Origin of the sequence: Variovorax sp. CF313 (genome assembly GCF_000282635.1) — a bacterium.
Taxonomy (GTDB): domain Bacteria; phylum Pseudomonadota; class Gammaproteobacteria; order Burkholderiales; family Burkholderiaceae_C; genus Variovorax.
In genome coordinates this window covers 1-18605 of sequence record NZ_AKIW01000068.1, presented here as the reverse complement: position 1 = coordinate 18605, position 18605 = coordinate 1, and the positions used below count along the sequence as shown (strand labels likewise).

Below are 18605 nucleotides of genomic sequence, written 5' to 3'. Positions count from 1 at the left end.
ACATCATGAAAATCGGCCACATCGCCGCCGCCTGCCTTTCGCTCGCCCTGGGCGCTTCCGCTGCCCATGCGCAACAACCGACCGTCCTGAAGATCGGCTACGCGACCTCCAAGGAGTCGCACTACGGCGTGGGCTCCACGGTGTTCTGCGAAGAGATCGAGAAGGGCACGCAAGGCCGCTACAAGTGCCAGCACTTCGCCAACTCGGCGTTGGGCGGCGAGCGCGAGCAGATCGAGGCCATACAGCTCGGCACGCAGGACCTGGTCAACACCTCGACCGGCCCGGTGGGCAACTTCGTGCCCGAGGTGAAGATCGTCGACATCCCCTTCCTGTTCCGCGACTACGACCACGCGCGCAAGGTGATGGACGGCCCGATCGGCCAGGACATCCTGACCAAGTTCCCGAGCAAGGGCATCGTCGCGCTGGCCTGGACGGAGAACGGCTTCCGCCACATGACGAACAGCAAACGCGACATCGTCAAGCCCGAGGACGCCAAGGGCCTGAAGATGCGCACCATGGAAAACAAGGTGCACATGGACGGCTACCGCACCTTCGGCATCCTGCCCACGCCGATGGCCTTCCCCGAACTCTTCGGCGCGCTGCAGCAGGGCACGGTCGACGGGCAGGAGAACCCGATTCCGGTGATCCTGGCATCGAAGTTCTCGCAGGTGCAGAAGCACCTCTCGCTCACGGGCCACGTGTATTCGCCGGCGCTGCTGCTGCTGTCGCCGAAGGTGTGGAACAAGCTCTCGGACGCCGACAAGAAGGTGTTCGTCGAAGCCGCGAAGAAGGCCTCCGTCGCCCAGCGCAAGAAGGTGAACGACGACGAGAACAACGGCATCGCCCAGCTCGAGAAAGACGGCATGAAGGTCACGCGCACCGTCGACGGCGCGGCCTTCCGCGAGGCGCTGAAGCCGGCATACGTGAGCTACGCCAAGGAATTCGGCGCGGACAACATCAAGAAGATTTCGGACGTCAAGTAACGCCGCCCCGCCGGTCTTCCGGCAACGCGCCCGGCTAGCGATAGTGCGCCGGGCGCTTCGTTTTTTCATCTCTCGACACAACAGAGAACAACTCAAAGTGCAAGCCTTCGAGCGCTACTTTCTCGCCGCCAACCGCTGGGCGCTGATTCTTCTGCTGGCCGCCATGTCGGTCATCATCTTCACCAACGTCGTGCTGCGCTACACCACCAACCAGTCGCTCGAATGGGCAGAGGAGGTGTCGCGCCACATGATGATCTGGCTCACATTCCTGGGCGCCGGGCCGGTGCTGCGCTACGGCGGGCACATCGCGGTCGAGAACCTGCAGGACGCGCTGCCGCGCCCCGCCGCGGTGGCGCTGCGCATCGTGGTGGCAGGGCTTCTCTTCGCTTTCTTCGGCTTCATGGTGTGGTACGGCTGGCTGTACATGCAGCGCACGATGTTCCAGCTCACGGCCGTCACGCAGATTCCGTTTGCCTACATCTACAGCGCGATGCTGTTCGGCGGCGTGCTGCTCGTCGTGCATTGGCTGCTGGTGGTGCGCGGCTACGTGCTGAACCGCGAGTTCGCCTCCGACGCGCACTTCGACGCCAACGCGAGCGCGTCGCTGTAAGGAGGAACGACCATGGATGCAAGCCTCGTTCTGATCGTTTCCGCCTGCGTGTTCCTGGCCATCGGCGTGCCGGTTGCTTTCGCGCTGGGCCTTTCCACCGTGACCACGCTGATCCTCGCGGAGAACTACCCGCTGATGGTACTGCTGAAGGAAACCTTCACCGGCATCGACAGCTTTCCGCTGATGGCCGTGCCCTTCTTCATCCTGGCGGCCGAGCTGATGAGCGGCGGCTCCCTCACCGAGGTGCTGTTGCGCTTCGCGGGCCAGTTCGTGGGCCATCGCCGGGGCGGTCTGGGCTACACCAACGTGGTGTCGCTGACCTTCTTCTCGGGCATCTCGGGCTCGGCGCTGGCCGACGCGGCGGGGCCGGGGTCGATGCTCATCAAGATGATGGACAAGGCCGGCTACGACCGCTCCTACGCGGCGGCGCTCACGGCCTCGACCGCGATCGTGGGGCCGATCATTCCGCCCTCGATCATCATGATCATCTACGCGCTGCAGGACGAGACGGTCTCGGTCGGCACGCTGTTCGCAGCAGGCATCCTGCCGGGCATCCTGATCGCGGTGGCGATGTGCCTGGTGAACTTCCACGTCTCGAAGAAGCGCAACTACAAGGGCGACGGGCAAACGCCGCCGCTGCGCGAGATCCTGGTGACGACGTGGAAGGCGATTCCCGCGATCCTGCTGCCAGTAGTCATTCTCGGCGGCATGCGCGCGGGCTGGTTCACGCCCACCGAGGCATCGGTGGTGGCGGTGTTCTACGCGCTCGTGTGCGGCAAGTTCATCTACCGCACGCTCGAATGGAAGGCGCTGCCCGACATTCTTTCGCGCTCGGCCCTGCTGTCGGCCTCGGTGCTGATCATCATCGGCCTGTCGGCCTCGTTCGCGTGGATCCTGACCATCGAGGGCATTCCGCAGCAGATGGCCGAATGGCTCATCGGCATGAACCTCTCGCCGTGGATGTTCCTGATCATCGTCAACATCTTCCTGCTGCTGTTCGGCATCTTCATCGAGCCGCTGCCGGGCGTGATGGTGCTGGCGCCGATCCTCGCGCCAGTGGCGGTGAAGCTGGGCGTGGACCCGGTGCACTTCGCGATGATCGTGATCTTCAACCTCACGCTGGGCATGATCACGCCGCCGGTGGGTGGGCTGCTGTTCGTGACGTGCAACGTGTCGAAGGTACCCATGTCGGCGCTGGTGAAGGAGCTGGTGCCCTTCCTCTGGGCGCACGGCGCGGTGCTGCTGATACTGACCTTCGTGCCGGCGCTGAGCACCTGGCTGCCGCACGCGCTCGGGTTCAAGTAGCGCCGGCGGCCATTGGCCCTGCGAGGAAAACGGGTAATAAAGATGTCACCGCTTGCAACGATGCTGTGTCCATCGATTCCCCAAAGCTGTGGCTGCCATGTTTCCCACCAAGACCGACAAGGCGCGCGACGAACTCCAGGGCGGACAGCGCACGCTCAGCCAGCGCGAGCGCGCCCTGCTGCTGATGGCCGACGGCCGGCGCTCGCTGACCGACTTCAGCGCGCTGTTCCCCGACCGGCATGAAGCCGAGCTGGCGATCCGGGCGCTGATCCAGAGGGGCTACCTGCAGAGCCCGCAAGCCGCGGACGCACCGGCACCCGCCCAGCCCGTGCCGATCCCCGCCAACGAACCGATCCGCCTCCCCACCTCGGCCGATACCTTCGACGGCAAGCGCTCGCTGGCCACCACGCGCATGTTCCTGTTCGACATCTGCGAGCGCATGTTCGTGCGGCGCGACCCGAAGTTCGCGCTGCAGATGCGCGACGCGCTGCGCGAGGCGCGCGACCGCGAGGCGATGCTGACCATCGCCGCGCTGATGCTGACCGAGATCGAGAAAACCGCCGGTGTGGAGCGAGCCGAATCGCTGCGCGAGCGCATCGACCGGCTGCTGCCGCCGGCCGAAATCGTTCATTGAAGAGCGCACCACGGGCGCGAACGCGGCCTGTGACACCATCGCGAGGTGAACTCCGCCCCCGAAAAACCGCCCCTGTCCGACCGGCTTCGCGCCTGGGCCCGGCGCGTCAAGCGCGACGGCGTCACGCTGTGGTTCGCCGGCAGGCATGCATCCACCCCGTGGTATGCCAAGGCACTGGGCATGCTCGTGGTCGCCTACGCGCTCAGCCCGATCGACCTCATTCCCGACTTCATCCCGGTCCTGGGCTACCTCGACGACGTTCTCCTGCTGCCGGGGCTGATCTGGCTTGCGATCCGGATGATTCCGCCGCCGGTGCTCGCGGAGTGCCGCCGGCAAGCCGACGACTGGATGCAGAAGTCGGGCGCCAGGCCGACCAGCCGGTATGGCGCCGCGCTTGTCGTGGCCGTGTGGATCGCGGTCGGCGTCGCAGCGTGGCGCCTGTGGTCGCGATAGGGTGAAGGGCAAGTCCGGGGCTGCGGGCTGCGCGATCCACTACACTTGCCGGGGTCAGGAGAGAGCCCCGCACGCCGGGGCCGCCGAAGGCGCAGGGGATTCCCGAACGCTCAGGCAAAAGGACTGACAAGGCACTGGTGGACACCGGTGTTTCCTTGCTGGAGAGAGGCCGTTGCCAGGTAACGGCCCACCGAAGGAGCAAACCCCGATCGTGGGGCGAATCTCTCAGGTAAAGCGGACAGCAGGGGTGGCCCATGGCGTTGCAGCCATGGATTTCGACTGCCCCTTTGGAGTGCCCCGTGGCTGCTTCTTCCGCTCCCTCCGACGCCCCTCTTCTCAAGACGCCGCTGTACGACCTCCATCTGGAGCTCGGCGCCCGCATGGTGCCTTTCGCCGGCTATTCGATGCCCGTGCAATACCCCGCCGGCCTGATGGCCGAGCACAAGCACACGCGCGATGCGGCCGGCCTGTTCGACATTTCCCACATGGGACAGCTGCGCCTCGTCGGGCCCGATGCGGCAGCCGCCTTCGAAACCCTGATGCCCGTCGACGTGATCGACCTGCCCGCCGGCAAGCAGCGCTACGGCCTGCTGCTGAACGACGAGGGCGGCATCATCGACGACCTGATGTTCTTCAACGAAGGCCACGGCTCGATCTTCGTGATCGTGAATGGGGCCTGCAAGGTGGCCGACATCGCGCACATCCAGCAGAAGATCGGCGCCCGCTGCGACGTGCAGCCCCTGCCCGACCACGCCCTGCTCGCACTGCAAGGCCCGCAGGCCGCCGCCACACTCGCGCGGCTGTCGCCCGGTGTCGAGCGCTTCGTGTTCATGACGGGCGGCGCAGTGCAGATCGGCGGCATTCCCGCCTTCGTCACCCGCAGCGGCTACACCGGCGAGGACGGCTTCGAGATCTCGGTGGCCGCCAAGGACGCCGACGCCCTCGCCCGCCTGCTGCTGGCCCAGCCCGAGGTCAAGCCCATCGGCCTGGGCGCGCGCAATTCGCTGCGGCTCGAAGCCGGCCTGTGCCTGTACGGCAACGACATCGACACCACCACCACGCCGGTCGAGGCCTCGCTCAACTGGGCGATGCAGAAGGTGCGCCGCACCGGCGGCGCGCGCGCTGGCGGCTTTCCGGGCGCAGCGAAGGTCCTGGCGCAGCTCACCGCATCCACCGTGGGCGCGGCAGGCCACACCGACCACGACACGCTGAAGCGCAAGCGCGTGGGCCTCGTTGCCCTCGAACGCATTCCGGTGCGCGACGGCACGGTGCTGCAATCCTTCGAAGGCCAGGACATCGGCCTCGTCACCAGCGGCCTGCTCGGCCCTACCGCCGACCGCTGCATCGCCATGGGCTACGTGGCCACCGCCTTCGCCGAGCCGGGCACGCGCATCCAGGCCATCGTGCGCGGCAAGCCGGTGCCGATGGAAGTCTCGACCATGCCTTTCGTGCCCACCCGCTACTACCGCGGCTAGGCTACGCATCCCGATCATCATTTTTTCCACGAGGAGTTTTTTACATGAGCATCAAGTACACCAAGGACCATGAATGGGTCTCGGCCGAAGGCGGCGCGGCCACCGTCGGCATCACCGTGCACGCGCAGGACGCGCTGGGCGATGTGGTGTTCGTCGATCTGCCCGAAGTCGGCAAGACCTTTGCCCAGGGTGAAGTCGCCGGCGTCGTCGAATCGGTCAAGGCCGCGGCCGACGTGTTCATGCCCGTGTCGGGCGAGATCACCGAAGTGAACGAAGCGCTGCGCGCCGACCCCTCGCTCGCCAACAGCGACCCGCTGGCCGGCGGCTGGTTCTTCAAGGTCAAGCTGAGTGAGCCGGCGCAGCTCGACGCGCTGCTCGATGCGGCCTCGTACGACAAGTTCGCCGCCGAGTCTTGATGCGCTGCTGAACACGGACCACCGCTCCCGCCCCTCCCGCCCTACATCTCCGCCATGTCAAGCCACGCCCTCCCCTCCCTGCAACAACTAGAGAACGCCGAAGAATTCCTCGCCCGCCACATCGGCATCGATGCGGCGGACGAGGCGCGCATGCTGCCCGTGATCGGCTCGGAGACGCGGGCTGAGCTCATCGACGGCATCGTGCCCGCGGCCATTCGCCGCGCGAAGCCGATGCGGCTGCCCGCACCGGCGACCGAAGCCGATGCGCTGGCCGAGTTGAAGGTGATGGCGTCGAAGAACAAGGTGTTCCGCAATTTCATCGGCCAGGGCTACTACGGCACGCACACGCCGGGCGTCATCTTGCGCAACGTGCTCGAGAACCCCGCCTGGTACACCGCCTACACGCCCTACCAGGCCGAGATTTCGCAGGGCCGCATGGAAGCCCTGCTCAACTTCCAGACGATGGTGTGCGACCTCACGGGCATGGCCATCGCCAACGCATCGATGCTCGACGAAGCCACGGCCGCGGCCGAAGCCATGACGCTCGCCAAGCGCAGCGTCAAGAGCAAGAGCAACGTGTTCCTGGTGTCGGGCGACTGCCATCCGCAGACCATCGAAGTCATCAGGACGCGCGCTGCGCCGCTGGGCATCGAGGTGAAGGTGAGCACCGTGTCGGAAACGCTGCCGCACCTGATGGTGAGCGGCGAATTCTTCGGCGTGCTTGCGCAATACCCCGCCACCACCGGCCACGTGCACGACCTGCGCCCGCTCGCGGGCCACGCGCACCAGTGCGACGCCGCCCTCATCGTCGCGGCCGACCTGCTGGCGCTGACGCTGCTGGTCGCACCCGGCGAGTTCGATGCCGACATCGTCTGCGGCACCACGCAGCGCTTCGGCATGCCGCTGTGCAACGGCGGCCCGCACGCCGCCTACCTGGCCTGCCGCGATTCGTTCAAGCGTTCGCTGCCGGGCCGCCTGGTGGGTGTGAGCGTCGACACGCACGGCCAGCCCGCCTACCGACTCGCGCTGCAGACGCGCGAGCAGCACATCCGCCGCGAGAAGGCCACCTCCAACATCTGCACCGCACAGGTGCTGCCGGCCGTGGTCGCCAGCATGTACGCCGTGTACCACGGGCCCGACGGGCTCACGCGCATCGCGCAGCGCGTGGCGGCGCTCACCGCCATCCTCGCCCGGGGCCTGTCGCAGATGGGCCGCGAGCCGGTCAACACCACGGCCTTCGACTCGCTGACGATCCGCACCGGCGACGACACGGCCGCGATCATCGAGCGCGCGCAGGCGGGCGGCGTCAACCTGCGCCAGCGCCTGCAGCAGCACCTGGGCATCTCGCTCGACGAGACCACCACGCGCGCCGACATCGAGACGCTGTGGGCGCTGTTCGTGCCCGCCGGCACCCCGATGCCGCGCTTCGACGACCTGGCCGCCAACACCGCGCCGCTCATTCCCGAAGACCTGCGCCGCACCAGCGCCTTTCTCACGCACCCGGTGTTCAACACCCACAAGAGCGAGACCGCGATGCTGCGCTACATCCGCAGCCTGTCGGACAAGGACCTCGCGCTCGACCGCAGCATGATCCCGCTGGGCAGCTGCACCATGAAGCTCAACGCGACCAGCGAGATGATCCCCATCACCTGGCCCGAGTTCGCCAACATCCACCCCTTCGCACCGGCCGAGCAGCAGCAGGGCTATGCGCAGCTCGACGCGCAGCTGCGCGCATGGCTGTGCGAGGCCACCGGCTATGCCGGCATCAGCCTGCAGCCCAACGCCGGCTCGCAGGGCGAGTACGCGGGCCTGCTGGCCATCAAGTCCTTCCATGAGGCCAAGGGCCAGGGCCACCGCAACATCTGCCTGATTCCGTCGTCGGCGCACGGCACCAACCCGGCCAGCGCGCAGATGGTGGGCCTGCAGGTGGTGGTGACGGCCTGCGACGCGCAGGGCAACGTCGACATGGACGACCTCAAGCGCGCCTGCGAGAAGCACAGCGCCCACCTCGCCGCCGTGATGATCACCTACCCGAGCACGCACGGCGTGTTCGAGACGCGCGTGAAGGAACTGTGCGAGCTCGTGCACGAGCACGGCGGGCGCGTGTACGTCGACGGCGCCAACATGAACGCGCTGGTCGGCGTGGCCGCGCCGGGCGAATTCGGCGGCGACGTGAGCCACCTGAACCTGCACAAGACCTTCTGCATTCCACACGGCGGCGGCGGCCCGGGCGTGGGCCCGGTCTGCGTGGTCGAAGACCTCGTGCCGTACCTGCCGGGCCATGCGACGGCCGGCGTCGCATCGAACGGCGTCGGTGCGGTTTCCGCGGCGCCGCTCGGCAATGCGGCCGTGCTGCCGATCAGCTGGATGTACTGCCGCATGATGGGCGCCAAGGGCCTGCAGGCCGCGACCGAAACGGCCATCCTCAGCGCCAACTACATCAGCGCGCGCCTGAAGGACCATTACCCGACGCTGTACGCAAGCCCGAACGGCCACGTCGCGCACGAGTGCATCCTTGACCTGCGCCCGCTCAAGGACACCAGCGGCGTCACCGCCGAGGACGTGGCCAAGCGCCTGATCGACTACGGCTTCCACGCGCCCACGCTGAGCTTCCCGGTGCCGGGTACGCTGATGGTCGAGCCGACCGAGAGCGAGCCTCTGGCCGAGCTCGACCGCTTCGTCGACGCGATGATCGCCATCCGCGGCGAGATCCGCCGCGTGGAGGAAGGCGTCTGGCCGAAGGACGACAACCCGCTCAAGCACGCGCCGCACACGGCCGCGAGCCTGCTCGGCACCGAGTGGCCGCACCCCTACTCGCGCGAACTCGGCGCGTTCCCGCTGGCCGAACTCAAGCAGGCCAAGTACTGGCCGCCGATCGGCCGCGTCGACAACGTGTACGGCGACCGCAACCTGTTCTGCAGTTGCGTGCCGGTGGGCGAATACCAGGAAACCGAAGAGGCCTGAGAAGGCCCGCAGGCGGGCTCAGCCGCGCCGCGCCGCGGCGCCCTTCTTCGGTGGGGATTCGCGGCGATAGATGGCCCACTTCACAGTCAGGATGTCCGCGGCGATCTTGGCCGCGTTGACGCCCGCATAGGCCTCGGACGGGTTGAACTGGAATGCCTCCTGGTATCGCTTGACCTGCGCGTAGTCCTGGTCGAAGGTCATCGGACCCATGAGTTCGGCAGGATCGGCGCCCGCGGGAAGCGCGAGGAATTTCTCCGGATCGGTGGCACTCTGGTAGAGGTCGACGCTCATCGGGTTCATACGTTTGTCCTCGAGATCTTGGTCTTGGGAACAAATCATCTGCGGCATCTGCGCGGCATGCAATCAGTCCGCGCCTACACGGCGCACCGTGCGCGTCAGGGCTGTTTCTTCTTCGCCAAGCCGGCCGTGGCGATCTGCTCGCGGAAGCCGCGCAGGCTGGCCTTCAGCCTGCGTTCGTTTTCGAGCCCCACCCGCACCATGATCTTCTGGCCGGAAGAAAGCGACTCCAACTGCGGATCGGCGTATTCGTAGCGCACCCAGGGCCGCTGCGAAGGAACATTGCCCTTCACCTCGACCAGCCGCACCTGCACCGGTCCGGCGGGCTCCGGCGCCTGCAGCAGGTGGTCGATCACGGCAATGAGCCGGTCGTTGAAGTAGCGCCCCGGATAGCCGAGTTCTTCATAGGCTTGCTGGAACAGCGGGTAGAGGCGGGCATACGTCTTGGCCGCCTTCGCAGGATCGACCGATTCGGCAAACAGCACGATGGCGTTGTAGCGCGCGGCGTTGTTGGGCGCGATGACCTGTTTCTCGCCCTGCCCTGCGGTGGTGAAGCGCTGCCTGGCCGGCTGCACCGGCCACGCACTCGCTGGCGCCTGCTCGCGCGCGAGGTTGTCGACCGTTGCCACGAAGCGGCGCACGACACCGTCGAACTTCAGGAAGTCGGCCACGTTCTTGCTGCCGAGCAGGTCGACGAGCGCCTTCATCACGCGCGTATCGGAATCGGTGACGGTAGGCAGCCCCGTGTCGGGCACGGCAATCGCGTCGATGGGGTTGCGCGGCTCCAGGGACTCGGGCGCGGGCACGGGCGCCGGTGCGGGCGCGAGCCCGTCGTTCGGCGCCGCGGCCACCGGCGGAGCCTCGGGTAGTTGTTGCTGCTGCTGATACCAGCGCCAGCCGACGAAGGCCGTCCCGAGCACCACCAGCATGAAGGCGACGATGGCGCCTACGGGCATTTCGCGGCGTGGCCGGAATTCGGGGGAATCGTCCCCGGAGCCGGGGGTATCTCGGTCGGACATGGCGGCACTTTCCTTCTGCTAAGGCTGTGTGTGATGCGGAGAGACCGGTCATGTTGCACCAATCGGGCGCTCCATGGCACCACGGCCGCGTAACGCCCTGTGTCGCCCCGTGCCGCGCAAGCTGCGCAATCAGGCCGCGTCGGTGGGCCCGCTCAGCGATTGCAGCCAGGCAATCGACCCCTGCAGCTCGGCCGGGCGGATCTCGTGCGCGCCCGGAAAGTCCGAGCCCGACAGCGCCAGCGGCAAGCCGCGCGCCAGCTCGCGCGTGGCCTGCGCGGCGCTCGGCGGAATCACGTTGTCGGCGCTGCCATGGCTCACCCATAGCGCCTTGCCCTCGAAGGCCTCCGGCGGCGCGATGTGCGGCACCACCTGCGAGAGCAGCCGGCTGTGCCACACCATCGCGGCACGCACGCTCTGCGGCTTGGTAAGCAGCTGCGACAGCGACATGATGCCGCCCTGGCTGAAGCCGCCAACCACCACCCGCTCGGCCGGCACGCCGAGCTGCTGCGAGGCCGAGGCGATCATCTCGCCGACGAGGAAGCGGCTTTCGCGCTCCTGCTCTTCGTTGATCTGCCGCTCGCCGTTCGGCAGCACCTGGAACTCGAACCACGCGTAGGCACCGGGCGACAGCACATACGGCGCGCGCAGGCTCAGCACGTGGAACTGCGGCGGCATCAGCCGCGCGAGGCCGAACAGGTCCTGCTCGTTGCTGCCTACGCCGTGCATCAGCATCAGCAGCCAGGGTTCGCGGGCCTCGGGCCGGGCCGCGTGTTCGAGGAATTTGAGGGGCAAGTGAAGTTGAGGCATCGATGGATCTTCAGACGGTTGCGTGAAAGCCTTGCGCGAGCGCGCGGGTAACTTCGGCCGCCGGCACCTCGCGGCAGCCGGTTGCGTTCTGCCCCGACCACAGCGGAGAGAAATCGCCGCTGCCCTGCGCCTCGGCCTTGGCCCGCAGCGGCGCAATGCCCGAGGTGGCCAGCGGAAACTCCGGCGCGGCCTCGCCGATGGGCCCCAGGTCGCGCATCACACGGTTCACGATGCCGCGGGCCGGTCGGCCGGTAAAGAGATTGGTCAGCGCCGTGTGCCGCGCGGCCCTGCCCTTGAGCGCCTCGCGGTGCAGCGCGCTGGTCGTCGCCTCGGGCGTCAGCATGTAGGCCGTGCCCACCTGCACGCCTGCAGCGCCCAGCGCCATGGCCGCGGCCACGCCGCCCGCATCCGCGATGCCGCCGGCCGCGATCACCGGCACCTTCACCGCATGCACTACCTGCGGCACCAGCGCAAAAGTGCCGAGCTGCCTCGTCAGGTCGTGCGACAGGAAATGGCCGCGATGCCCGCCGGCCTCCAGTCCTTGGGCGATGACGGCATCGGCGCCGCGCGCTTCGAGCCACAGCGCCTCTTCCACCGTGGTGGCCGAGGCCAGCACCTTCGCGCCCCAGCCGTGCACCCGCGCCAGCAGCGCCTCGGACGGCAGTCCGAAATGAAAGCTCACCACCGGCGGTGCGAATTCGGCCAGCAGCTCGGCCACCTCGGCGCTGAAGGGGTTGCGGCCCGGCCCGGTCGGAATCCCGGCCGCATCGATGCCGAACTCGGCGTAGTAAGGCGCCAGCGCGGCGCGCCACGCCGCCTCGCGCTCGGCGCTCGGCACGGGCGGCGTATGGCAGAAGAAGTTGACGTTGAAGGGCTTGTCGGTGCCCGCGCGGATCGCGGCGAGCTCGCTGCGCATGGCCTCGGGGCTCAACATGGCGCAAGGCAGCGAACCGAGGCCGCCTGCGTTGCTCACCGCGATGGCCATCGCGCTGCCCTGAATGCCGGCCATCGGGGCCTGGATCAACGGGAGTTCGGTGCCGAGAATCTGCTGCAGCGTGGTCATGAAGGCGCTCCTTTTGTGTCGGATACCGCCGATTCTCCCGCCAAGGCGGAGTTGCCTCCCGCAACAGGGCCATCGCCCGTGGACCAGCTCACTCCTCGCTCGTCCACTCCACCTGCACGCCAAGGCTGCGCAGGTTCTCGACGAAGCGCGGATGGGCGCGGCGAATGGGCGTGGCGTTGCGGATCTCGGAACGCCCTTCGATGCTCGCCGCCACCATGAACAAGGCGATCGCCACGCGGATGATGTACGGGCTTTCGACCACGGCCGGCGTCAGCGGATTGCCGCCGAAGGTGATGAGCCGGTGCGGGTCCGAAGAGAACACGTGCGCGCCGAACTTCGACAACTCGCCCGTCCAGCCCAGCGCCCCGTCGTACACCTTGTTCCAGAACATCGCATTGCCCTGCGCGCGCACGCCCAGCGCGATGAAGATCGGCAGCAGGTCGACCGGAAAGTAAGGCCACGGCGCCGCCTCCACCTTGGTCAGCACGTTGCTCGTGAAAGGCGTCTGCACCTTCAGCGGGCCGCTGCGGATGGCGCGCGACCAGCCGTCTTCATGCACGATCTGCACGCCGAACTTCGCGAACGTGCGGTCGAGCAGCGGAAAGTTTTCGGGTGCGCTGTTGCGCACGACCACGTCGCCGCCGGTGATGGCGCCCAGCGCCAGGAAGGTCGTGATCTCGTGGAAGTCTTCGTCGAAGCGGAACTCACCGCCCTTGAGCGTGCCGCCGCCGTGCACAGTGAGCCGCGAGGTACCCATGCCTTCGATGCGCACACCGATCATCGCCATGAAGCGGCAGAACTCCTGCACGTGCGGCTCCGACGCCGCATTGGTCAACGTCGAAGTACCGCCCGCTGCGGCTGCGCACAGCACGAAATTCTCGGTGGTCGTGACGGAGGCGTAGTCCAGCCAGTGGTCCGTGGGCGTGAGGCGGCCCGCGCTGCGCACCAGCAGCGAGCCTTCGGTGCGCTCCACCTCGCCGCCGAAGCGCTGGAACACCTCCACGTGCGGATCGATCTCGCGCACACCGAGCGTGCAGCCCTTCACGTTGTCCTCGAGCCGCGCCACGCCGAAGCGCGCCAAGAGCGGCGGCACCAGCATGATCGACGAGCGCATCTCCTCCGGCAGCCGGTGGCGCGATGCGTCGAAGGCAGTCTCGCGATGGTGCAGCTCGAGCGTGCCGGTCTCGTGGTCCATGCGCACGTCGCTGCCCAGGGTGCGGAAGATGTCGAGGATCTTGCGCACGTCGGTGATGTCGGGCACACCGTACAGGCGCAGCGGCTCCCAGGTGAGCAAGGTGGCACAGAGCACCGGCAGCACGGCGTTCTTGTTGGCGGAGGGGGTGACGCGGCCACGCAGCGGCGTTCCGCCGTGCACGATGAGGTTGGACATGGGGGGCGAGCGGAAAAGCTGGAGGCGGTGGAAAAAAGGGCCGCGGACGATCCGAAACCGGAGACGGGAACTTTACCGTCTGGCAGCAGCCTGGATGGCGCCGAAGTTGTAAGCACTTCAAATGGCGGCCCTGGCATCCAGCCGGCTCGGCGAAGCGACTCGCGACGAACTTGTTACTCCCCGCGACACGCGTGCCCCCGCTAGATTGGCTGCACCCGGCCAGAGCCGCCGGAAAGCACACCCCGAAGGAACCAGGAAATGACCCACGCCTACACCGGCGGCTGCGCATGCGGCGCAGTCCGCTACGAGATTTCAGCCGAGCCCATCTTCCAGAACGACTGCCAGTGCCGCGACTGCCAACGCAAGAGCGGCACCGGCCATGGCTCGTACCTCACCTTCCCGCGTGGCGGCGTGAAGCACAGCGGCCAGGCCACGCTGTGGGACATGGTCGGCGACAGCGGCAACGTCAAGACCCGGGCGTTCTGCCCGCACTGCGGCTCGCCCGTGTACATGACCTTTGCGGCGATGCCCGACATCTTCACGGTGCACGCCGCGAGCCTCGACGACCCTGGCCGGTACAAGCCGCAGGCGGTCACGTATGCCGTGCGCGGACATCGATGGGATTTTCTGGACCCGGCATTGCCCAAGTTCGACAGGATGCCGCCGCTGTGAAAGGAAGGCGAGGCCCTGCCCCGCCAGCGTCAAGTTCGGGAGACAGGCAAGCGGATTGCTCGCCCATACTCGCGGCATTCACAAAGGAGATCAACGTGACCACTCAGCGCGTTGGAGGATGCCTCTGCGGGTCAGTGCGTTTTGTCGCCCAGGGCGAGCCCATTCGCACGCTGCAATGCCACTGCAGGTTCTGCCAGCGCATGACGGGCTCGACCTCGTATGCGGAGTCGATGTATGCGGTGGACGCGGTTCGGTTCTCGGGCGAGCCGATGGCGCAGTATTCGCACAGATCGGAAGGCAGCTCGAAGCAGGTGCATGTTCATTTCTGCCCCAAGTGCGGCACCACCCTCTCGCTCACCTTCGAGCGCTGGCCCGAGTACCGCGCGATTTCTCGCGGAGCTTTCGACGACCCGAACTCCGTTTCGATCAGTTCGCACATCTGGACCAGCTCGGCGCAGACGGGCGTGGTGCTTCCTGCGGGAACAGACTGCTTCCAGCTCGCCCGCGCGGACCTGGCCGGCTCGCCTCAGACTCCCGAGCGCTTCGATGAGCCACAGATGGCGCGCGCGAGCAACGCCTGACTCCTAGGCCGGCGGAGTTGCGCGAAGACCGAGAGCGGTTCAGCATCCTCATCCCCTCCAAGCCCAACAACCAAACACGGAGACCCGAATGAGAAAGCTCAAGATCATGGAGCACGTGTCGCTGGACGGCGTGATCCAGTCCTCCGGCGAAGACGGCTTCCCGTATGCCGACTGGACGGCGCCCTACCGGACTCCCGCCGGCCGGGACGAGGTGCTCGCCGCGCACGGCGGGCGCTTCGACCTGCTGCTGGGCCGGCGCACCTACGACATGTGGTCGGACTACTGGCCGAAGGTGCCGGCCAGTCCGATGGCTGATGGCTTGAATGCGGCCACCAAGTTCGTCGTCACCCATCGCCCGGAAAGCCTCGCGTGGGGGCCGTTCGAGGGCGTCGGGCCGGACCCGGTCGAGGGCGTGCGGCGCATCAAGTCGAAGGCTGGCCTGGACCTGGTTCTGTGGGGCAGTTCCACACTGACATCGACGCTGCTGGAGCACGGACTTGCGGACGAAGTCATGCTGATCCTCTATCCGGTGCTGGTGGGCACGGGCAAGCGCTTCTTCGCCGAGGGGACCCCGGGGTGTTCCTTCGAGCTCGCCAGCACGAAGACGACGCCGTCCGGCCTTGTCCTCAATACCTACAGGTTCGCCGCGCCGTTGAGGCCGGCTTAGGCCGTTGGACAGCGCGGCGGCGGGCCTCAGTGTCTGCCATGGTGAGAAGGAGGCCTACACCCACCTTATCCAAGAACAGACCTGTAAATTGCCAAGTCTTCGTCTGAAAAACAGCAGAACGTGACCTCTGCAATGACCGAAGTTTCTTCCAACGCAGCGCGGACCGCATCAACGGCCACCTGCGCAGCCCGTTCGATCGGGTAGCCATAGATGCCCGTACTGATGCTCGGAAACGCCACCGTTCGCGCCCCGTATTCGTTTGCGAGCATCAGCGATTTTCGGTAGCAGGACGCCAGCAGGTCCGCCTCGCCGTTTACCCCTCCCCTCCAGACCGGACCGACCGTATGAATGATGAAACGGGCCGGTAGCCGATAGCCTTTTGTGATCTTTGCATCACCTGTTTTGCATCCCCCCAGCAAGCGGCACTCATGTACCAGCTCAGGACCTGCGGCGCGGTGGATTGCTCCATCGACACCGCCCCCGCCAAGCAATGACGAATTGGCTGCATTGACGATGGCATCGACCGACAGCCCAGTGATGTCGGCTCGAATAGCATGAAGTCTTGTTTTCATGAGATGTGCTTGAAGGCCCGACCGTCCGCTACTGTGGCTGAATTCTGCCGGAGCGGTCGCCCGATCGGGCTGGCGTTAGCCCTCTGGATGAAGCAATTCCGGCAAAAGTCGGTGCGCGTATTCAGCCTTAAAGCCCAGGCATCCCTGAAGTAGGCGGTGTTTCGCCCAAGGTCCGGCACAGCCAGCACGAACGAAAACGGGCGCAGTTGGTTTGCTTGTGACATCGGACCTCCCTTGGCGTGGCAGTTTATGGCTCCTGGCCGACTGTAGCTGGTCGCGCTACCGTCGCGAAAGGGCCCTGAGCCGTCTTACGCTTTGCTCCGAAGCAGTCAGTCGCAGCCGCGTTTGCTGAGAGGCAAGGCTTGGCATCACAAGCCCATTTCATCGACATGCTTCAGGATGAAAACCACTGAGACGACGATAGTGATCAAAAGCAGGCTGAGAAACAGCAGGCGGATCGGAGGGTTGAAACGGGGCTCTTCGGAAGACAGGTGGACGATGGGAAATCCAGCCTCCGGCCTCTTGGCACCCTGGGCGAGAAGTTGCCGGATCACTGTGCGCGAGCACCTGCCCCACAGCGCGAACTTCAATGCGGTCATCTGATCGTCCGATCGTTCATGCTCGACATTCGCGCCTGCAGCCATAAGTCTCAACGCCACCGTGCTTCTGCCTCGAGAACAGGCATGCATCAGTGGCGTCATTTCAATGTTGTCGAGTGCATTGAGGTCGGCCCCTTGGTCGATCAGGTAGCCGACGGCAGGTAGATAACCGGCATCGGCGGCTGCGTGCAAGGCGGTCTGTTTGTAATGCGTGTGCTGCGCATCGATTGGGACACCTTGCTGCAGAAGTGAAGCGATGAGTGGGACTTCTCCCGCAGCGCCGGCGGCGACGATTCGATTCGCGGGCGGATCGCCCGGCACATAGAGGATCAATTCCATTCGTGATGTGCTACGGCTGGTTAGTAGGTTAGGCAGAAGGTCACGCGTCCTATGTCCGCTGCTGGCCGTGTGCAGGCGTAGCTAGCGCTGCGCCAACTGTGCAAGGGTGCGTTTCGCTAACGCCTCGACGTCGCGTGGGGAGGTTGGAGCCAACGCAAGCTCCCCTAGGATTGCCTTCGCTTCGGAGGTTTTGTTCTGTTCGTGAAGTACCAAGGCTTTGTTCAGGAGGAGAAAGCCTCGAGTTTCTTCGTCCGGACGGGCCTTTAAACCACTTTCTAGCAGCGCCGCGCGTCTACCGAGGTCGTCTTCCAACATGGCAGCAGTCTTCCACGCCGGCGCAAATCCCGGCGTCGCCCTAGTCATCGCTTGCGCGACCTGCCGCACCTTCTGCTTGTCGGTTTCCCATTCAAGGGCAACGTAGCTGAGATAGGTCCCACTGGGGAGTTCGCGGTTCAGTTCCATCCGAAGCGCGTGAACCGCCGTTTTGGCCGTGAAGAACCCCCTCGGAGCCATCTGGTCTACGCGTCGGTAGTATTCATACGCAGTGTCGAATTCCTTCTGAAGCAGGAAGGTGAAGGCTGCGTCGTATATCGGGTACGGCCAGGCCGGAGCTACCTTCGATGCCGCAGCGAAATGCGCCAACGCCGTGCGATGGTCGCCTCGTTGTCCCGCCGCTCGGCCAAGGGCATGTTCTTTCTTCGCCGCCTCACTGACAGGAGTGGTGGACGCGAGTTCCCAGGAGAAGTTGCCGTTGGCCTCGACTAGGTCGCTCTTCTTGAGAACACGGCCTGCCTTGTCCCTGAAGACAACTTCGTCTGCCGCAACGGCGAGCCACGGCGCAAGCATTGAACCTATCAAGGCAAATTTCGCGAGCAAGGAAGACTTCATAAGTTCATCGGTCACGTTGGAAGGTGTGGGGGAATGTCGGCTTGCGGCCGACAGTAGCCATCTATGGTGGCGCCTCGCTCCACCGGAGTCCAGCGTCCCCGTGTATCACGTCACAGAACCCCTTCGCGGGTGCTGCGAAACGGCCCGCCGTCACAGTTTATGTCGCGAGCTTCGCGCCGGCAGGCAGTTCTCCTTGCAAAAACTGTTCGCGCTGACGCTGGTCGCTCAGTTCCATCTCGAAGTGCACCCATTTACCGTCCTTGAGAAGCCCCATCCACCACGGGCCTGACGCTGTATCGGAAAATTGCCAGACAACGTGATAGCCGTCCTCGTTGGAAAAGCCTTCGCCATCGGCCTGGAGAATTCCGCCGAGCTTGTTCCACAGTGCAGTCTTGACGGAGCCAAGCTCGGACCAACCTTCAGCTTCATCTGTGCCAGACAACACTTGAATCGCGTAGATGGTCTTCACCTTCGGCAGGTAGTCTCGAAGCCACTTAGCCCCCGTCGCTGGTTCGGCATCCTGAAGCTCGTCAATGAACTCCTCAAGCTCCTCTGCAGCCATCGAGCCATCGGACACAGGGTTTCGTTCAATCACGGCAATTTCTCGCCCAGTCTTGTGTACCAGCAGCAGTTCGTCCCATTGGTCATCCGTTCCTGCCTCGACGGTCAGCGTTGAACTCTTGAGTGAGCGCGCGACATCGCTTGCCGGTAGTGTTCGTTCGGTCGTGCTGAGCACGCGAATGTAGTAGGGCATGGCTGAAAACGTTGGCTCCGAGAAAGTGGCGGTGTTCGGCTGTCGTCAGCGGCAATTCTGCCAGTCGGATATCGGTTCGATCCCACACTATATGGGTATGCGTCCGCCCAACACATA

The 18605-nt window shown here is 65.7% G+C and carries 20 protein-coding genes and 2 riboswitches; of the genes, 11 read left to right on the top strand and 9 right to left on the bottom strand.

All coding sequences use genetic code 11. The features are described 5' to 3' along the window. Positions 1–5 precede the first annotated feature (5 nt). The 8 genes from PMI12_RS16070 to gcvP all read left to right on the top strand — a co-directional run bounded on the left by PMI12_RS16070 (position 6) and on the right by gcvP (position 8840). Positions 6–983 carry a TRAP transporter substrate-binding protein gene (locus tag PMI12_RS16070; RefSeq protein ID WP_007834455.1) on the top strand — a complete coding sequence of 326 codons (978 nt, stop codon included), beginning with the start codon at positions 6–8 and terminating at the stop codon, positions 981–983. A gap of 97 nt (positions 984–1080) precedes the next feature. Further along, complete coding sequence (locus PMI12_RS16065) at positions 1081–1593, top strand: TRAP transporter small permease (protein WP_007834453.1); 513 nt, start codon at positions 1081–1083, stop codon at positions 1591–1593. Positions 1594–1605: 12 nt separating this feature from the next. Beyond that, complete coding sequence (locus tag PMI12_RS16060) at positions 1606–2898, top strand: TRAP transporter large permease (RefSeq protein WP_007834451.1); 1293 nt, start codon at positions 1606–1608, stop codon at positions 2896–2898. A gap of 97 nt (positions 2899–2995) precedes the next feature. Further along, on the top strand, positions 2996–3532 hold the full coding sequence (locus PMI12_RS16055; RefSeq protein WP_007834449.1) for a hypothetical protein: 537 nt from the start codon (positions 2996–2998) through the stop codon (positions 3530–3532). Between the two features lie 45 nt (positions 3533–3577). After that, positions 3578–3985 carry a YkvA family protein gene (locus PMI12_RS16050; RefSeq protein WP_007834446.1) on the top strand — a complete coding sequence of 136 codons (408 nt, stop codon included), beginning with the start codon at positions 3578–3580 and terminating at the stop codon, positions 3983–3985. A gap of 45 nt (positions 3986–4030) precedes the next feature. Beyond that, positions 4031–4121, top strand: a riboswitch (glycine riboswitch). A gap of 12 nt (positions 4122–4133) precedes the next feature. Then, positions 4134–4237, top strand: a riboswitch (glycine riboswitch). Positions 4238–4284: 47 nt separating this feature from the next. Further along, the gene (gene gcvT, locus PMI12_RS16045; RefSeq protein ID WP_042673556.1) at positions 4285–5460 is read left to right on the top strand and encodes a glycine cleavage system aminomethyltransferase GcvT; all 1176 of its coding nucleotides are present in this window, start codon (positions 4285–4287) and stop codon (positions 5458–5460) included. 44 nt (positions 5461–5504) lie between these two features. Beyond that, positions 5505–5876, top strand: coding sequence for a glycine cleavage system protein GcvH (gene gcvH, locus PMI12_RS16040; RefSeq protein WP_007834443.1), 372 nt, complete (start codon positions 5505–5507; stop codon positions 5874–5876). 54 nt (positions 5877–5930) lie between these two features. Beyond that, complete coding sequence (gene gcvP, locus PMI12_RS16035; RefSeq protein ID WP_007834442.1) at positions 5931–8840, top strand: aminomethyl-transferring glycine dehydrogenase; 2910 nt, start codon at positions 5931–5933, stop codon at positions 8838–8840. 18 nt (positions 8841–8858) lie between these two features. On the opposite strand, the gene PMI12_RS16030 is transcribed toward gcvP, so the two are convergent. From PMI12_RS16030 to PMI12_RS16010, 5 genes are all read right to left on the bottom strand, one after another. Next, positions 8859–9140, bottom strand: coding sequence for a hypothetical protein (locus tag PMI12_RS16030; protein WP_007834440.1), 282 nt, complete (start codon positions 9138–9140; stop codon positions 8859–8861). A gap of 95 nt (positions 9141–9235) precedes the next feature. After that, on the bottom strand, positions 9236–10156 hold the full coding sequence (locus tag PMI12_RS16025) for a DUF3014 domain-containing protein (protein WP_007834437.1): 921 nt from the start codon (positions 10154–10156) through the stop codon (positions 9236–9238). A gap of 129 nt (positions 10157–10285) precedes the next feature. Then, the gene (locus tag PMI12_RS16020; RefSeq protein WP_007834435.1) at positions 10286–10963 is read right to left on the bottom strand and encodes an alpha/beta hydrolase; all 678 of its coding nucleotides are present in this window, start codon (positions 10961–10963) and stop codon (positions 10286–10288) included. Between the two features lie 10 nt (positions 10964–10973). After that, positions 10974–12026 (bottom strand): NAD(P)H-dependent flavin oxidoreductase, encoded by a 1053-nt coding sequence (locus tag PMI12_RS16015; RefSeq protein WP_007834432.1) that lies wholly within the window; start codon positions 12024–12026, stop codon positions 10974–10976. Between the two features lie 88 nt (positions 12027–12114). Beyond that, positions 12115–13416 (bottom strand): UDP-N-acetylglucosamine 1-carboxyvinyltransferase, encoded by a 1302-nt coding sequence (locus PMI12_RS16010; RefSeq protein WP_007834429.1) that lies wholly within the window; start codon positions 13414–13416, stop codon positions 12115–12117. Positions 13417–13674: 258 nt separating this feature from the next. Here PMI12_RS16010 and PMI12_RS16005 point away from each other — a divergent pair, with 258 nt between their 5' ends. The 3 genes from PMI12_RS16005 (at position 13675) to PMI12_RS15995 (ending at position 15336) form a co-directional block, all read left to right on the top strand. Further along, complete coding sequence (locus PMI12_RS16005; RefSeq protein ID WP_007834428.1) at positions 13675–14088, top strand: GFA family protein; 414 nt, start codon at positions 13675–13677, stop codon at positions 14086–14088. 95 nt (positions 14089–14183) lie between these two features. Beyond that, positions 14184–14669 (top strand): GFA family protein, encoded by a 486-nt coding sequence (locus PMI12_RS16000; protein ID WP_007834427.1) that lies wholly within the window; start codon positions 14184–14186, stop codon positions 14667–14669. Positions 14670–14757: 88 nt separating this feature from the next. Beyond that, positions 14758–15336 (top strand): dihydrofolate reductase family protein, encoded by a 579-nt coding sequence (locus PMI12_RS15995; protein WP_007834426.1) that lies wholly within the window; start codon positions 14758–14760, stop codon positions 15334–15336. A gap of 65 nt (positions 15337–15401) precedes the next feature. Here the strand turns inward: PMI12_RS15995 and PMI12_RS15990 are convergent, their stop codons facing one another. The 4 genes from PMI12_RS15990 to PMI12_RS15975 form a co-directional block, all read right to left on the bottom strand. Then, positions 15402–15908, bottom strand: coding sequence for an O-acetyl-ADP-ribose deacetylase (locus tag PMI12_RS15990; protein WP_042673553.1), 507 nt, complete (start codon positions 15906–15908; stop codon positions 15402–15404). Between the two features lie 368 nt (positions 15909–16276). Next, complete coding sequence (locus tag PMI12_RS15985) at positions 16277–16846, bottom strand: ankyrin repeat domain-containing protein (protein WP_007834422.1); 570 nt, start codon at positions 16844–16846, stop codon at positions 16277–16279. A gap of 81 nt (positions 16847–16927) precedes the next feature. Continuing rightward, entirely contained in the window at positions 16928–17749 is an 822-nt protein-coding gene (locus PMI12_RS15980; protein ID WP_237726101.1) for a hypothetical protein, read from the bottom strand. A 142-nt stretch (positions 17750–17891) separates the two neighbouring features. Beyond that, positions 17892–18488 (bottom strand): hypothetical protein, encoded by a 597-nt coding sequence (locus tag PMI12_RS15975; protein ID WP_007834419.1) that lies wholly within the window; start codon positions 18486–18488, stop codon positions 17892–17894. Positions 18489–18605: the final 117 nt, after the last annotated feature.